This is a genomic window from Cupriavidus sp. LA-1 (genome assembly GCF_055385985.1).
This window is the reverse complement of record NZ_AP031387.1, coordinates 1447846-1464376: the sequence shown is the minus strand read 5'-3', so window position 1 is coordinate 1464376 and position 16531 is coordinate 1447846. Positions and strand designations below refer to the sequence as shown.

Below are 16531 nucleotides of genomic sequence, written 5' to 3'. Positions count from 1 at the left end.
CACGGCAAAAATGCGGCGTTGCCACTTGCGTGAAGTAGCCGGGCACCGTCTTTGCTGGCTATATTTCAAGAACGATTTTCCGCCGTCCCCCAGCCTGCCGACGGCGAAGTCCATGTGACGCGTACCAAATCCGCTCAGCGCCGGGAGGTGGATCATGAGCGCCGTGCCAGAGCCGCAGATCGCCGACCGCACTTCGGCCCGAAGGGAACGCATCGCCACCTCCACCCGGCACGTGTGGACCCGCTTCTGGGTCATTGCAAAACCCTACTGGGTCTCGCACGAACGATGGACGGCCGCTGGCTTGCTGTTGCTGCTGGTCCTGCTACTGTTCGGCCAGACCCAGGCCGAAGTACTGATCAACGAGCAGACCGGCGAGTTCACCTCGGCATTGGCGGCCGGGGACGCTGACCGCTTCTGGGCCTCGATCCGGCTCTGCCTGTACATCCTGATCGTCGCAATCCCCCTCTACGCGGTCTACCACTACATCAGAAACCGGCTGGGGCTGCTCTGGCGGCGCTGGATGACCCACCATTACCTGGACGGGTATTTCAAGAACCGCATTTTCTACAAACTCAACTCGGATACCGCGATCGACAACCCCGACCAGCGGATCGCCGAGGATATCAACACCTTCACACGGCAATCCCTCTTCTTCCTGTCGATCGCCATCGGCGCACTGCTGCAGCTCATTGCCTTCAGCGCCGTCCTCTGGCTGATTTCCAGGGAGCTGGTCTACTTCCTGGTGGTCTACGCCATCGCCGGCACCTTTGTATCGATCTTCTTCTTCGGGCGCGTGCTGATCGGCCTGAACTTCTTTCAGCTGAAGCGCGAGGCGGATTTCCGCTTCAGCCTGATCCGCGTTCGCGAGCACGCCGAATCCATCGCCTTCTATCGGGGTGAACCGCAAGAGTCTTCGCACGTGCTGGGCCGTTTTGCCAGGGCGTTCCAGAACTTCAACCGGCTCATCAGGTGGCAGCTGGGCCTGAATATGTTCCGGTACGGATATGCCTTCCTGACCATTCTGCTGCCCAGCGCCATCGTCGCCTCACGCGTGCTGGATGGCGAGCTCGAAGTCGGCAGCGCCATCCGCGCCGCCGGGGCGTTTACAGCCGTGCTCAACGCGCTGACGGTAATCGTCGACAACTTTGAAGACCTGAGCCGGTTCGTGGCAGGGCTGGACCGCCTGGACACGTTCGCCAACACCCTGACCGGCAAGCCGGCAGCATCGCTGAAACCAGCCAGCACGATCGAAGCCATCCGTGATTCCCGCCTGGCGCTGGAACACGTCACCCTGCGAACGCCGAACCAGGAGCGAACGCTGGTCACCGACCTCAGCGTGTCGATCAACCCGGGCGAAGGGCTGCTCATCGTCGGCGCCAGCGGCGGCGGCAAGAGTTCACTGATGCGGGCCATCGCCGGATTGTGGAACAGCGGCACGGGCTGCATCGTGCGGCCCACGCCACAGGAGATGCTGTTCCTGCCGCAGCACCCTTACATGGTGGTCGGCAGCCTGCGCAGCCAGTTGCTATACCCGAACCACCTTGGCCGGAAGATCCCTGACGATGACCTTGTGCAGCTGCTGGAGACGGTCAACCTGCGGGACATTGCCGGCAGGTTCGGCGGCCTGGACACGGAAGTGGACTGGAGCAAGGTGCTGTCCCTTGGCGAACAGCAACGGCTGACCATCGCGCGCGTGCTGCTCGCAAAGCCGCGCTATGTAATGCTGGACGAAGCCACCAGTGCCCTGGATATCAGCAATGAGGAGGCCCTGTACCAGTTGCTGGCCGACACGCAGGCCACGCTGGTCAGCGTCAGCCACCGGCCCACGTTGCTGAAGTATCACCACCAGGTGCTGGAACTGCCCGGCAATGGCAAATGGTGGCTGCATCCGACCAGGGACTATCGCTTTGGCTGGTAGCCGTCGCGCTGCTACCCACGGGAATCCCCGGCGCCGATGGCGTAATCCTCAACCATCACCGTGGTGTGCTAACGTCACGCGAAGCACATTGGATGGGGAGGAAGTTTGCATGCAAGCGGGCATTGTCGAGTCCGGCTATGGCTCGGATCCGGTCGGTCTGGTCAGCGGTTTCCTGTTCGAGCCCGGCGCTCCGGTGCGCGAGATCGATTCCCATGCCGCGGCAGCGTGGCTGCGGCAGAATCCGTCGGCAGCGCCGGACCAGGCACACCAGCGCCCCTTTCTGTGGCTGCACTTCAACCTGTCGCACAGCGCCTGCGAACGCTGGATGAAGGGCCAGCTGGCCCTGCCGGAAGAATTCTTCGAGGCCCTGCGGCAGGGCTCCCGTTCAACGCGGATCGAGCGCCTGGACGCCGCGCTGCTGGCCGTCGTCAACGACGTGATCTATAACTTCGGCGTCACATCCACGGACATCTCCACCTTGTGGGCTCACGCTGACCACCGCCTGCTGGTGACGGCCCGCGCCCGGCCACTGCGTTCCGTGGACCGTCTGCGCGAGGCGGTGCGGCGCCGCGAGGCCTTCCGCTCGCCGCTGGACCTGGTGGTGCACCTGTTGCGCGACCAGGCTGATGTGCTGGTGCAGATCGTGCGCGAGACGGGCGTGAACGTCGACCAGATCGAGGACCAGTTGCTGTCGCAGCGCCTGCAAGGCAACCGGGCCGACCTGGGTTCGATGCGGCGCGGACTGGTGCGGCTGCAACGGCTGCTGGCGCCCGAGCCCGGCGCCCTCTTCCGCCTGCTGAACCGGCCGCCGGCCTGGCTGCAGGAAACGGACCTGCAGGAGCTGCGCGAATCGACCGAGGAATTCTCGCTCGTGCTCAACGACCTGGCCGCGCTGGTCGAACGCATCAAGCTGCTGCAGGAAGAAATCGCCGCCAAGCTCAACGAGCAGACGAACCGCACGTTGTTCACGCTGACGCTGGTCACGGTCCTGGCACTCCCGATCAACATCGTGGCCGGCTTCTTCGGCATGAACGTGGGCGGCATCCCGCTGTCCGATCACCCGCACGGCTTTTGGGTGCTGGTGGCGCTGGTAGCCAGCTTCACGGTGCTGGCCGGGCGCTGGGCGTTCCGCAAGCAGGCCGGGTAGGCAGCGCCGGGGCGACGCACTGCCCCGCGCGAAGTAAGCTATGCTGAACTAGTTCGCATCCGCCGCACTTTCCGGAGTCCGATCATGCGCCATCGCCTGTCCTTCTGGCTGGCCGCCACGGCCGCAACCCTGCTGTGCGCTTGTGCCATGCTCCAGCCCGTGGAAACCGCCCAGAAGATGCTCGGCAGCCCGCAAAGCGCCGTGCGCGATACCTTCGGTACGCCATCCGAGACCTACCAGCTCGCCAACGGCGCCAGCCGGTGGATCTACTCGAAGCAGCCGCTGGGCTTCGAGGTCTATGCGGCAGACTTCGACGCCGGCGGCAAGCTGACCAACTTCCGCCAGATGCTGACCGAGAAGGAAATCTACGAGGCCCGCCCAGGCGTCTGGACCAAGCAGGACGTTGCCGAGCACTTCGGCAAGCCGCGCGAGCCGGTCCAGTACTATCCCCTGATGAAACGCGAGGCATGGTCCTACCGGCTCTACGCCGGCGCGTATCAGCCGGCGCACTTCAGCGCGTACTTTGACGACCGGGGCGTGCTGGACCGGACCATGATCATCGTCGATCCGCTTGGTGGGGACGCGCGCGACGGCAGCAAGTAAGCGCTGCCGGCCAAGGTCAGTCCGCCGTGATTTTCCCCACCTCGATGACCTGCTTCCAGCGGGCGAACTCCGAGGCCTGGAACGCGGTGAACTGTTCCGGGGTATTGGCCACAATCTCAAAGCCGACGTCGAGCAATCTTGACTTGACTGCCGGATCATTGAGCGCGGCCACGGTCGCGGCATGCAGCTTCGCCTTGATCTCCGCGGGAAGGCCTTTGGGCGCAGCAACCGCCTGCCACGAATAGACCGTCACCCCCTTGATGCCGGACTCGTCCATGGTGGGCACGTCGGGCAGGATCGGCGATCGCTTCGCACTGGTAATGGCGAGCGCGCGCAGCTTGCCTGCCCGGATATGCGGGACCGCGGTATTGATGTTCATGAAGGTGGCGTCGACCTGTCCGCCGAGCAGGTCGTTCATCGCCGGCGCGCCGCCCTTGTATGGAACGTGGACACCGGTCGTGCCGGTTTGCTGCCAGAACAATGCTGCGGTGAGGTGGTCACTGGTGCCGTTTCCGGCGGAGGCGAACGTCATCTTGTCGGGATTGGCCTTCTCGAAGGCGATGACGTCCTGGATGGTCTTGAAGCGGGAACTGGCAGGCACCGCCAGTACATTCGGCGCCTGCACCGCGACACTGATGTAGTCGAAGTCCTTGAGCGGATCATAGCCGGCGTTCTTCGACAGATGCGGGCCGATGACCAACGGCCCCAGCGACGAGACGAAAACGGTGTAGCCATCGGCCGGCGCACGCCTGACGGCAGCGGCACCGATCATGCCGGCCGCTCCGGGCCGGTTGTCGACCACGAAACTGCCGCCGAACTGCGCCTGGAACTTTGCGCTCAATATGCGTGCGACATTGTCGGTTGAGCCGCCTGCGGGGAAAGGGACCACCAGGGTGACGGGCTTCTCGGGCCACGCCGCCTGCGCCCCGGTCATGGCTACCGTCATCAGCATGGACGCAATCAGCTTTTTCATGTTTTGTCTCCTTTGTCTGGGGGATGGCGGCGCCCGTCAGGCGCGGTCACCGAATTCGGCCTGGTGGCGCGTCCAGGCGCGGGCCTGCTCATTGATGGTGACGCCCAGGCCCGGCCGTGTCGGCACGACGATCCGGCCGTCCCGGATCTCCAGCCGCTCGTTGAACAGGGGCTCCAGCCAGTCGAAGTGCTCCACCCACGGCTCGCGGGGATAGGCCGCGGCAAGGTGCACGTGCAGCTCCATGGCAAAGTGCGGCGCGATCATCAGTCCGGCATGTTCGGCCAGGGCCGCGACCTTGAGGAACGGGGTGATGCCCCCCACGCGCGGCGCATCCGGCATCAGGTAATCGGCGGCGCGATGGCGGATCAGGTCCCAGTGCTCGGCCGCGCTCGTCAGCATTTCGCCGGTGGCGATCGGGGTATCGAACTGCGCCGCCAGCGCGGCATGGCCCTCGTGGTCATAGGCGTCGAGCGGCTCCTCGATCCAGACCAGGTTGAAGGACTCGAAGGTCCGGCACATGCGTTGCGCCGTGGGGCGGTCCCACTGCTGGTTGGCGTCGACCATCAGCGGCACCGCATCCCCCAACTGCTCGCGCACGGCCGCCACGCGCTTGATGTCGAGTGCCTGATCGGGCTGGCCCACCTTCAGCTTGATGCCGCCGATACCGCGCTCGACCGAGGCTGCCGCATTGACCAGCAACTGGTCCAGCGGCGTGTGCAGGAAGCCACCGGACGTGTTGTAGCAGCGCACGGCGTCCCGGTGGGCACCCAGCAGCTTTGCCAGCGACAGGCCAGCCCGCTTTGCCTTCAGGTCCCAGAGCGCCACATCAAACGCCCCGATCGCCTGCGTCGACAAGCCGCTGCGCCCGACCGAGGCGCCGGCCCAGCACAGCTTGTCCCACAGCTTGGCAATGTCATTGGGATCCTCGCCGATCAGCGCCGGGGCAATTTCACTGGCATGCGCAAACTGCCCCGGACCGCCGGCGCGCTTGGAATAGCTGAAGCCGATGCCTTCATGGCCCTGCGCCGTGCGGATTTCGGCAAACAGAATGGCCACCTCGGTCATTGGCTTCTGCCGACCCGTCAGGACCTTGGCGTCGCTGATCGGCGTGGCCAGCGGCAGGTAACACGATGAGAGCCGGATCCAGGCAATGGCGTCGGCGGATTGAGCGGTAGGAGTGGTCATGGCATGCCCTGCAAAGGAAAAGATGTGTCGCGCCAGCGCTGCCGCCTACATCAGAATGACAACGTTATCATTCTTGGGCGAACAAGATTGATATAATCCATCCGTCATACGCTATTTCGGGCAGCACCAAGTTCCTGTCAGGCAAGGAATCGCCCTTGCCGTGAAGAATGGACGAATGCTAACGTTGTCATTTTGGCGCGTCAACGGTCCGGAGCGACGTTGCCGCTAGCGATTTACCCTGAGTCAGAACCCGCATGACGAATACCACCCCGCCGAAATCCGTGACCTTGCATGACGTCGCACGCGAAGCCGGTGTCTCACTGATCACCGCTTCGCGCGCACTCAGCAATCCCGGCATGGTGTCGGAGAAGACCATCGCGCGGGTGCGGCAGGCCGTGGAAGCGACCGGCTACATCCCCAACCTGCTCGCCGGCGGCCTGAAGTCGAAGCGAAGCCTGATGGTGGCCGCGCTGGTGCCGAATATCGCGGTGGCGCAGTTCCTGCCAACGGTCAAGGCGCTGACCGACGCGCTGGACGCGGCCGGCTACCAGTTGATCCTGGGGCAGACGGGCTACGACCACGCACGGGAAGAAGCCTTGCTGGGCACCATGATCAGCCGCCGCCCGGACGGCATCGTTGTCACCGGGCTGGTCCACTCCCCGGCTGCGCGCGAGCGCTTGCGCCGGGCGGGCATCCCGGTGGTCGAAACCTGGGATCTCAGTGACCGCCCGGTCGACATGACCGTGGGCTTTTCGCACGTGAAAGTCGGCAGCGCCATTGCCGGCTATTTCCTCAGCAAAGGCTGGCGCCACCTGGGCATTGCCACCGGCGACGATCATCGCGCATCCGTGCGGCGCGAAGGCTTTATCTCGACGGTTGGGCATGACGTCCCCACCGTGGTCGTGCCGGCACCGAGCAGCCTGGCCCTGGGCCGCCAGGCGCTGGCCGGGCTGCTGGAACAGGATCCGCGCATCCAGGCCATCTACTGCAGCTCCGACCAACTCGCGCAAGGCGTCATGGTCGAGGCGCTCGCGCGCGGCCTGCGCATTCCCCAGGACCTGGCGATCTGCGGCTTCGGCGATGCAGATTTCGCGGCACACCTGAATCCGTCGCTGACGACCGTGCACGTGGACGGGGCCGCCATCGGCGCACTGGCGGCGCGCCTGTTGCTGGACCGTTGCCACGGCAAGACCGTTTCCCAGCCCGTTATCGACGTCGGCTTTCGCATCATCGAACGCGGGTCGACGTGAGGCGTCGTCGACGCTGGCCTGGAAGACGGGTCCATCAACGTCGAGTCCTGGGAAGTGCCTGGCTATCTACGCAAGCGCTGCGCCCCCCAAATGAATACTCAATGGCCGGACTAACGGCCCGGCCATCTTCAGCATTCGCACCATCCCACCAATATCCCGATAGCGCTGATCCTCGCTATCGCGGCCCTCGCGCACCCGCGCAATTTGTAAATCTGAAATTTCAGCACGTATTTGCGAATTAATCCTATCGACTAACCACGGCCCGTGTCGATAGGCTCGCTGGTGTATGTGGATGCGCGGCTTTCTGCCGGATCAAGTCTCCCGAAATATCGCGGTGGAATCGCGAGATTTAGGACAAATCCTAGAGACATAACGGCAAACGAGGTCGTTAAATCCTGCACTCTGGGCATCGCCTTATGTTCTAAATTTCGCCCCGATGGTTGACCCCACTCGTTTGGATTCCCGCCTGCTGTTGCCTGCTGCGTGCGATCTGAATTCAAAGAAAAATCAGCGTGAACACCAAGCTCTATCGTCTCGTCTTCAATGCCGTGCGTGGCATGCTGGTCGCCGTACAAGAATGCGCCACTGGGCGCGTCAAGGGCCACCACGCCAGCGCGTGCGGCGGCTCGGCGACCATATTCCTGCCGGTGCTGTGGTTCACCACTTTGACGGCGGCGATGATGGGGCTGCCGGTGCTGGCGCAGACGCTTCCAATCCAGGTGGACAAGAGCGCGCCAGGCGCGCATCCCTATGTCACCAGCGCCGCGAATGGAACGCCCATTGTGAACATCGCACCACCGAACCGTCCCGGTGGTTCCAGCGTTAACAACTTCATTCAGTACAACGTCGGGCCTTCCGGCGTGGTGCTGAATAATTCGGGGGGAAATAGCCAGACGCAGATTGCCGGCTGGGTGCAGGGAAACATGCAGCTAGGAAATAGCTACGCGGGGACCATCGTGCAGCAGGTCACCGTACCCAACCCGTCGCAGATCCTTGGCATGCAAGAAATCGCCGGGAACCGGGCCACGCTCGTGATCGCTAATCCTGCCGGTATTACCTGTTCGGGATGTGGCACGATTGGCGCCGACCGCTTCACGCTTTCAACCGGGCGCGCCTTGTACGGCCCCGATGGCAGCCTTGCAGGCTTTGATGTGAAGCAGGGCAATATTGCCATTGACGGCCAGGGCCTGGCCAGTCCGCAGGCGCAGGTAGACCTGCTCTCACGCTCGATTACGATCAACGCGCAGGTGTGGGCTGACCACCTGAACGCGATCACGGGTGCCAACCAGATCGACCATCAGAGCCTGACCACCACACCGCAGGCGGGCAACGGCTCCGCGCCGGTGCTGGCGCTCGATGCCTCGGCGCTGGGGTCGATGTATGCGGGCGCGGTGCGCCTCATCGGCACGGAAAAGGGCCTTGGTTTCAATATCGGCGGAAATGTGGTGGCAAGCACCGGCGACATCCTGCTCGACAACAACGGCGAAGTGCGTATCGTGCCGAGCGGTCGCCTGCAAGCACAGGGCAATGCCTCGGTATCGGGGACCAACGTCGACAACGCCGGCACCGTCACCACGCGCGGGGGCATCAGCACCAGTACGCCGGGGCAGTGGACGAACAGTGGCGTCATCGCCGCCGGCACCGATCTGCTGGGCATGGCCGACCGCATTGCCAACCATGGCACGATCGGCGCCGGAGTGGACGCCAACGCCAACGTGACCGGTCCCGGTACGGCCAACATCGCCGCGCGCATTGCCATCCAGTCCGCCGGCACCATCGTGAGTGGGGCCGATTCGAACCTGTCGGCACCGAACCTGAACCTGGCCAACGGCAGCATTGTTGCGCACGGCACGGCCAACCTGTCGGCCTCAGGTGACATCCAGCATCAGAATGCGCGCCTGGAAGGTAATGCCGTGCAGGTCCAGGCCGGCGGCACACTCGACAACCGCAATGGGAGCATCGTGGCGGGCGCTGGTGGCGGCACGATCCAAGGCGCCAACCTACTGAACCAAGGGGGCACGGCCACCAGCGGCGCTGGCCTGGTGGTCGATGCGACGCAAACCGTGCACAACACCGGCGGCACGATTGCCGGCACTGGCGCCACCAGCATATCAGGGGCCAGCATCATCAACCGGGGAGGCTCTCTGGGCTCGACACAAGGCAGCCTGACGGTTCAGGGCGCATTGGACAACACCGCCGGCAACGCACTTGCCACGGGCGATCTCAGCGTGGCCGGGGGCGCCGTCACCAACGACCAGGGCCAGATGACAGGCCAGAACGTCTCGCTCGACGCGGGCAATCAGGCACTCAGCAATGCCGGCGGCAAAATCCAGGGCGGCACCGGCGCCACGTCGATTGCCGGCGCCAGCCTTCAGAACGCGAGCGGCTCAGTCACCAGCGCCGGTACGCTGGACGTGCATACGCTCGGCACCGTGAATAACCAGGGGGGAACGCTCGCCGCCAACGGCGCCACAATGGTCGGCGCTACCCAAGTCAACAACCAGGGCGGCAACATCGGCTCAGCACAGGGCAGCCTGACGATTCAGGGGCCATTGGACAACACGAACGGCAAGACGCTGGTGGCCACGGACATGACGCTGACCGGCGGGCTGATTACGAACACTTACGGCCAGATCGAGGCGGCCCAGAACCTGTACGTCGACATCGGCGGGCAGGCGCTGGTGAACTCCCATGGCGTCATCGCAGGCACCAACGTGCAAGCCAGCACCGGCACCATCAATAACCAGGCAGGCGTCGTGCAGGCGACCGGCACGATGGCAGTCGATACCCACGGCCAGACCTACGACAACAGCCAAGGCGGGCTAACGGTGGCCAATGGGGCCATGAGCCTCAACACCGGCGCCCTCAACAATGCGGCGGGCATGATCTCTGGCCAGCAGGCAGTCACCGTGACCGGAACAACGCTGGGCAACACCGGCGGCACGGTGGTGGCTGGCGGACTGCTGGCGCTCACCGGCGACAGTCTGGCTAACGTAGGAGGCAAGGTCGCTTCCAATGCCGACGCCACATTGCGCATCACGAACACCCTGAACAATACTGCCGGCTTCACCCATGCCGGCGGCACGCTCGATGTGCAAGCCGGCACGGTCATCAACCGCAACACACTGGCTGGTACCGACACAAATCGGCTCGGCATGGAAGGCGGCACGGTCAAGGTGGCCGCCAACAGCATCGACAACACCCAGGGCGCCTTGCGCGCCGATACTGGCCTCACCGCCACGACCAACAGCCTGGACAACACTGGCGGCGAAGTCACGTCGGGCGGTACCGCGCAGCTCAACGTGGGCGCCACCACCAACACCAACGGCCTGTTATCGGCCAATCAGACGCTCGGCGTGACCGGCACGAGCCTGACCGGCGACGGCACGGTACGGTCGCAAGGCGACGTGAACGTCAAGCTCGTCAGCGACTTCAACAATACGCAGACCATTACCGCCGGCAAGAACCTGACGCTGGGCACCACGGGTGACGTGAACAATGCCGGCACCATCGGCGCCGGCCAGGCCCTGGACGTGCACGGGCGCAACCTCAGCAACTCCGGCGAGTTGTACGGCCAGTTGTCGAATACCCTGCGGGCCGATCAGGCGGTCTCCAATAGCGGGCTGATCGACGGCGGCGCGGTGCGCATCGAAGCCGGCACGACGGTCACCAACTTGTGACCGCATCTTCGGCGATTCGGTCTCCGTCGGCGCCGGCCAGGAGATTCTCAACGACGTGAACCCGGCTACTGGCAACGGTGGCGTCATCGCCTCGCGCTCGGGCGACGTGAATCTGGGCGCCCCCGATATCGTCAACCGCGAGCACGCGCTGATCTATTCGTCGCAGGACCTGAACGTGAGCGGTGCGCTCGATGCCAGCGGAAAGGTGGCGGGCCAGGCCAACACGCTAACCAACGCTTCAGCCACCATCGATGTGGCGCGGGACGCCAACATCAACGTCGCGGCCCTCAGCAACCTGAACAACCACTTCAGCACGACGGTGACCGATACCGGCACCATCACTGCTCTCACCTATCGGCTGAACGGCTCGACGCAAGATGTCGCCGCCTCCGACGTCATCTTCTACCAGTACAACAACGGCACCTGGTCGCCTGGGGCTGATCCCAGCTTCCTCGGCGATGACGACAAGAAGGTCATGGTCCTGCCCTCGGCACGGTACCCGTTCTCGCAGTTCGGACCGCCCTTCGACTGGTCGCGCACACCGCCCCCGAACGTGCCGATGTGGTTCGGGATGCAGAAGCCCATTGGCGCCGCCTACTATCCGTACAGCTATGTGCCGGATGCCAACGGGGACGTGCAGTTTGGGCCGGAGGTCTTTGTGTATCAGCCCGGCGATGCTATCTGGAGCAAGCTCGGCGTGCAGTCGCCGACCGCGGCACCGCCGCAGCCCGTGCCGTGCGACGCCATGGCGCCGCCCGCCTGCAAGACCCAATACAACGCCGACCAGGCGGCATACGATACCTGGCGAGCCGCCGCCAAGCCGCTCTACAACCAGTTGGATGTCAAGATCACAGCATTCAATAACGACTTCAATGGCCGACAGGTCAAGGAATGGTGGATCTACAAGACCAACACGCAGATCCAGGACGAAAAGGTAGCCAGCACCGACCCGGCCAGGATTCTGGTCGGCGGCAATGCCAGCTTTGGCGGTGCCGTGACCAACGACAAGAGCCAGATTCTGGTGGGCGGCAACCTGAGTATTCCGGCCCCGGTGCAGAACCTGGCGTACAACGCGACCGAAATCCAGACCGTCACCGGCACGCGCGATTGGACGTATATCAAGAGCCACACCTTCAGCGGCGATGACCGGCGTTACGACACGTATGCGCTGGACCCGGTGAATATCAACATTCCAAAGACGCTGGAGGCGGCGGTCTCGCAGTCCAACCTTGGCACCATCGGCCATGACGGCAGCGCGCCGGCCACCGGCCCCGGCCTGGCGCCGATCCCGACCGCGCCGACCATGGTCGAACTGCCGTTGCCCGGCAAGGCGGCGGGCAACGGCGCGGCGCTGGCGGCCAATACGCCGGGTGCCCACCTAGGCGGCGACTCCATCCGCGTGGTAACTGCGGCGCTGGCGATGCCGCGTAATACCCTCTTCACCGTCAACACCCAGCCCGGTGCGCACTACCTGATCGAGACTGACCCTCGCTTCACCGACCAAAGCCAGTGGCTGTCGAGCGACTACTTGCTGACGCAGCTCGGCCAGTACCCCGACAACGTGCTAAAGCGCCTGGGTGACGGCTTCTACGAGGCCCGCCTGGTAGCCGATGCGGTGATGCTCGGCACCGGACAGCGCTTCGTCGGGGACTACACCGACAACGAAAAGCAATACATCGGCCTGATGAACGCCGGGGTGCAATTCGCGCAGCAGTATCACTTGAACGTCGGCTCCGAACTGACCGCCGAGCAGATGGCTGCCCTCACGAGCGATATCGTCTGGCTGGTTAAGAGGACCGTGACCCTGCCGGACGGCACGACACAGGAGGTGCTGGTGCCGCAGGTCTACCTGATGACCCGCGTGGGCGATCTCAAGGGCGACGGGACGCTGATCGCGGCCAACAACACGGTCATCCAGACCACGGGGGACATGACCAATACCGGCACGATTGCCAGCCGTAACGTGGGCCTGATCGATGCCAACAACATCAACAACAACCGTGGCACGCTCAATGGCGCCACGCTGGTACTCAATGCCCAGCAGGACATCAACAACCTGGCCGGCAAGATCTCAGGCGGCACAGTGTTTGCCCAGGCGGGCCGAGACCTGAACCTCAACAGCACCACGTCTACCGGCAGCAGCAAGACCGGCAGCAACACGGTGCTGGCGGGCGTATCGACTATCGAGGCGGACAACGCCACCCTGCTAGCTGGCCGGGACGTCAACGCCGATGCAGCCAGCATCCAAACCACCGGCAAGGTGGGCATCGGGGCGAGCGGTGACATCAACCTGGGCGCGGTGACGGTGGCGCAGGATGAGCACTTCGGGAAGGATGCGCAGAACAACAGCAGCCTGTCGCGCTCAACCCAGATCGGCACTCAGATCAGTTCGGGCGGCGACACCACCATGGTGGCGGGCCGTGACGTCAATGCCACGGCAGCCTCTGTCAATGCGGATGGCGCGCTCGGCGTCGGCGCAGGCCGTGACATCAACGTCAACGCCGGCCAGGGCTCGGCCTCGGTGCGCGACGAGCACCACACGCAGTCCGCTGGCATTCTCTCGTCCAAGTCCACGCACTCTATCGATGAAAGCGCGGGCACCGAGGCGCTAGGCAGTACCTTCTCCGGCGACACTGTGACCATGAACGCCGGCCGGGACCTGACGGTGGCCGGCAGCACCGTGGCGGCCACGCACGACGTGAACCTGTCGGCCACGCGCAATCTGGACATCACGACAACCGAGACGCAATCGTCTGCCTATAGCTTCAAGGTAGAGAAGAAATCCGGCTTTGGCGCGACCGGCAATGGCATCTCCTACGGCAACCGCGACCAGAAAGACACTACGCATGATAGCGGGACGCAACAGCTGGGCAGCCTCGTCGGCTCGACCGACGGCAGCGTGCTCCTGAATGCGGGCAGCACCCTCACGATCAAGGGCAGCGACCTAGTCGCCAGGCAGGACATCACGGGCATGGGCGCGGACGTCAATATAGAAGCCGCGCAGAACGCGCAGCACCACGATGAAACCCATGAAGTGAAGCAAAGCGGCTTCACACTGGGCGTGTCGGGTGGTGCCGTTGGCGCAGCGGTGAATGCCGCCAACAAGGTCGAATCGGCCAGCAAGAGCCAGGACGGGCGGGCCTCTGCCCTGTGGGGCATGGCCGCCGGCCGGGATGCGGCCGATGCGGGCATGGCAGTTGCCAAGGATGGCCTGACCGGCGGTGCCGCAGTCACGCTGTCGTTCGGCAGCAGCCAGAGCAAGCAGACCCTCACGCAGGACAGCACAAACCACAATGGCTCGAATGTGCGGGCCGGCGGCACTGCCGCCTTCGTTGCATCCGGGGTGGACGCCAACGGCAATGCGATGAAGGGTGACCTGAACATCGCAGGCTCGAACATCGATGCCAACAAGGTCGCGTTGGGCGCAAAGCACAACATCAACATCGTGTCGGCCACCGATATCGACGAAAGCCACAGCACCAACAAGTCCAGCAGCGCGAGCGTTGGCGTCTCGTTGGGTACCCAAGGCTTTGGCGTCTCGACCTCTGCCTCCCAGGCCAAGGGTAATTCGGACAGCCAGGGCACGACGCAGGCCAACAGCCATGTCACGGGCAAGGAATCGGTCACCTTCGTGTCGGGCAACGATACCAACATCCTGGGCGCAACGGTCGGTGGCGGCAAGGTAGTTGGCGACGTGGGCGGCAACCTGAACATTGCCAGCCGGCAGGACACGGAGGAGATGCGGGCCAAGCAAGGAAGCATGGGCGGTGGCTTCAGCATCAGCCAGGGCGGCGGCTCGACCAGCTTCTCGGCCTCCAAGGGCAACGCCAGCGGCATCCATGCGAACGTCGGCGAGCAATCAGGCATCTATGCCGGCCAGGGCGGCTTCGACATCAATGTCAAGGGCAATACCGACCTGAAGGGCGCGGTGATCACCAGCGACGCCACCAAGGACAAGAACAGCCTGACCACGGGCACTCTGACCTTCAGCGACATTCAGAACCACTCGGACTACAGCGCCACGTCGATGGGTGTTTCTGCCGGAGGTGCCATGGGCAGCCCGGTCGGCCAGTCCAACAGCGGTTCCACCTCGGGCAAGAACACCGGCGGCATCAAACCGACTATCCCGCAGCACGAGAGCGGCAGCCAGGACCGGACCGCGCACAGCGCCATCGCGAACGGCACCATCACGATTCGGGACCAGGCCAACCAGAAGCAGGACCTGGCGGACCTCAAGCGGGACACGGCGGGCAGCAACACCACGGTGGGCAAGACTCCCAATCTGAAGAACGTCCTTGACAAGCAATCAGACATGATGACCGCTGCCCAGGCGGCGGGTGAGGCGGTTGCCAAGACAGTAGGCCAAGTCGCTAATACAAAGGAGCGTGAGGCCCGCGCAGAAGCCCAACAGGCGCACGATGCAGGTAATCTGGAACTTGCAGCGCAGTATGAAAATGACGCCAAGAAGTGGGAGGAAGGCGGTGCGTATCGGGCGGCGCTCCACAGCGCTGGCGGAGCACTGGTCGCTGCCCTGGGTGGCGGCAGTGCCGTTGCAGGTGCAGCAGGAGCTGGCGCTGCATCGCTCGCGGCCCCTCTCGGCGACAAAATTGCAGTTGCAGGATCGGGCGGCGCCGGCACCGGAAACGCCAACCTGGATGAAGCCATCGGCAATGTGGCAGCTAACATTGCGGCAGGTGGAATTGGCGCCGTCGTTGGTGGCGGTTCTGGCGCAGCGACCGCGGCAAATGCGGACAGGTTTAACCGCGAGTTGCGCGTCACCGAGAAGAATCTGATTCAGGCAGCCGCCGCAGATGACAATGACAAGGCAGACCGACTGACCAAAGCGGCATGCTATGAAGTGAAATGCTGGTCGCAGTACCCGGAAGGCAGTCCGCTGTACAACGCTAACTTCGTGAGTACGCCAACCGCTGCGTCGCTCGCAAGTGAACGGGCCTGGATCAAGGATCAGCAGGCACAGGGGTTCTTTACGTATACGACGATGGATAGCATAGCCGACAAGAAATCCGTGTTCTTTGGGATGACCAGAGATGCTTACAACGGCTTACCTTGGGAGCGCGCCAATGATCCGAAGCCTGGTCAAAGCGGTATGAGTGACTTGGTGCCGACTCGTGGTGGTTGGGCAGATGATCAACACAAGAACGCGGTTCGTGAAGGCGCGGCTGATACTGCTGGCTTCATTGGGAGTCAGGCGGGTCGAATCTCTGCTGCTGCAACAGCTGCTGCAAGCATTCCTGGCCCGCATGTGCCGCTTGCGGAAGCCGTCGCCCTTGGCGGAACGACGGTGAACCTCGGATCGATAGCTGTCACCCAAGCACTAAAGCCAAACACCGGTCAAATGGTGGTGGAAACAGCAACTTCGCTTGGCGCGGAACTTGCCAACAAGATTCCAATCGTCGGCCCTGTCCTCGTCCCTGGAGTCAATGAGACAATGGAATTATTTAAAAACTCGAAACCCGCAAATAACTTCCAAGATTGGATAAATAAATAGTCATCAACCGCTATGAAATGGTTAATTAAGAACGACAATCTCACCGGCTTCGGATGCGGTCTATTTTTTGCGGCAGGCCTATGGATAATTTATCTCTCAGTGGAATATTCCAGTAACTACTCCACAAAGATGATTGGCCTGTCCCTAGGGATGGCGTTGATGGCTATTGGAGGATATTCGGCAAAAGCGGCGACCCTTCATCTCCGTCCCTTCGGAAAGTCCCCGGGGCGGATTGCAAAGGAAACCTACAAGGATTCCCCCAAAGA

General features: G+C 63.4%; 8 protein-coding genes. 6 read left to right on the top strand and 2 right to left on the bottom strand.

Annotated features, from left to right (window positions below; translation table 11 throughout):
• The first annotated feature begins 154 nt into the window (after positions 1-154).
• The 3 genes from ACZ5MJ_RS06945 (at position 155) to ACZ5MJ_RS06935 (ending at position 3668) form a co-directional block, all read left to right on the top strand.
• Positions 155-1918, top strand: a complete 1764-nt coding sequence (locus ACZ5MJ_RS06945; protein WP_464223099.1) for an ABC transporter ATP-binding protein/permease — start codon at positions 155-157, stop codon at positions 1916-1918.
• A 109-nt stretch (positions 1919-2027) separates the two neighbouring features.
• Positions 2028-3065 (top strand): transporter, encoded by a 1038-nt coding sequence (locus ACZ5MJ_RS06940; RefSeq protein WP_464223098.1) that lies wholly within the window; start codon positions 2028-2030, stop codon positions 3063-3065.
• An 84-nt stretch (positions 3066-3149) separates the two neighbouring features.
• A complete protein-coding gene (locus ACZ5MJ_RS06935) occupies positions 3150-3668 on the top strand; it encodes a hypothetical protein (RefSeq protein ID WP_464223097.1) in 519 nt (172 codons plus the stop codon).
• Positions 3669-3684: 16 nt separating this feature from the next.
• Here ACZ5MJ_RS06935 and ACZ5MJ_RS06930 read toward each other — a convergent pair whose 3' ends face one another.
• Positions 3685-4641, bottom strand: coding sequence for a Bug family tripartite tricarboxylate transporter substrate binding protein (locus ACZ5MJ_RS06930; protein WP_464223095.1), 957 nt, complete (start codon positions 4639-4641; stop codon positions 3685-3687).
• Between the two features lie 36 nt (positions 4642-4677).
• Positions 4678-5826, bottom strand: a complete 1149-nt coding sequence (locus ACZ5MJ_RS06925; protein ID WP_464223094.1) for an L-talarate/galactarate dehydratase — start codon at positions 5824-5826, stop codon at positions 4678-4680.
• 254 nt (positions 5827-6080) lie between these two features.
• On the opposite strand from ACZ5MJ_RS06925, the gene ACZ5MJ_RS06920 reads away from it, so the two are divergent.
• The 3 genes from ACZ5MJ_RS06920 to ACZ5MJ_RS06910 all read left to right on the top strand — a co-directional run bounded on the left by ACZ5MJ_RS06920 (position 6081) and on the right by ACZ5MJ_RS06910 (position 16265).
• Complete coding sequence (locus ACZ5MJ_RS06920; RefSeq protein ID WP_464223093.1) at positions 6081-7076, top strand: LacI family DNA-binding transcriptional regulator; 996 nt, start codon at positions 6081-6083, stop codon at positions 7074-7076.
• Between the two features lie 512 nt (positions 7077-7588).
• Positions 7589-10756: a two-partner secretion domain-containing protein gene (locus ACZ5MJ_RS06915; RefSeq protein WP_464223092.1), complete on the top strand. Its 3168-nt coding sequence runs from the start codon at positions 7589-7591 to the stop codon at positions 10754-10756.
• A 55-nt stretch (positions 10757-10811) separates the two neighbouring features.
• Positions 10812-16265 carry a hemagglutinin repeat-containing protein gene (locus tag ACZ5MJ_RS06910; protein WP_464223091.1) on the top strand — a complete coding sequence of 1818 codons (5454 nt, stop codon included), beginning with the start codon at positions 10812-10814 and terminating at the stop codon, positions 16263-16265.
• Positions 16266-16531 lie beyond the last annotated feature (266 nt).

Excerpts from the sequence above, each read along its gene's own strand:
- ACZ5MJ_RS06925 (WP_464223094.1), bottom strand. The coding sequence starts at position 5,826 with ATGACCACTCCTACCGCTCAATCCGCCGACGCCATTGCCTGGATCCGG.
- ACZ5MJ_RS06930 (WP_464223095.1), bottom strand. The coding sequence starts at position 4,641 with ATGAAAAAGCTGATTGCGTCCATGCTGATGACGGTAGCCATGACCGGG.
- ACZ5MJ_RS06935 (WP_464223097.1), top strand. The coding sequence starts at position 3,150 with ATGCGCCATCGCCTGTCCTTCTGGCTGGCCGCCACGGCCGCAACCCTG.
- ACZ5MJ_RS06945 (WP_464223099.1), top strand. The coding sequence starts at position 155 with ATGAGCGCCGTGCCAGAGCCGCAGATCGCCGACCGCACTTCGGCCCGA.
- ACZ5MJ_RS06920 (WP_464223093.1), top strand. The coding sequence starts at position 6,081 with ATGACGAATACCACCCCGCCGAAATCCGTGACCTTGCATGACGTCGCA.
- ACZ5MJ_RS06940 (WP_464223098.1), top strand. The coding sequence starts at position 2,028 with ATGCAAGCGGGCATTGTCGAGTCCGGCTATGGCTCGGATCCGGTCGGT.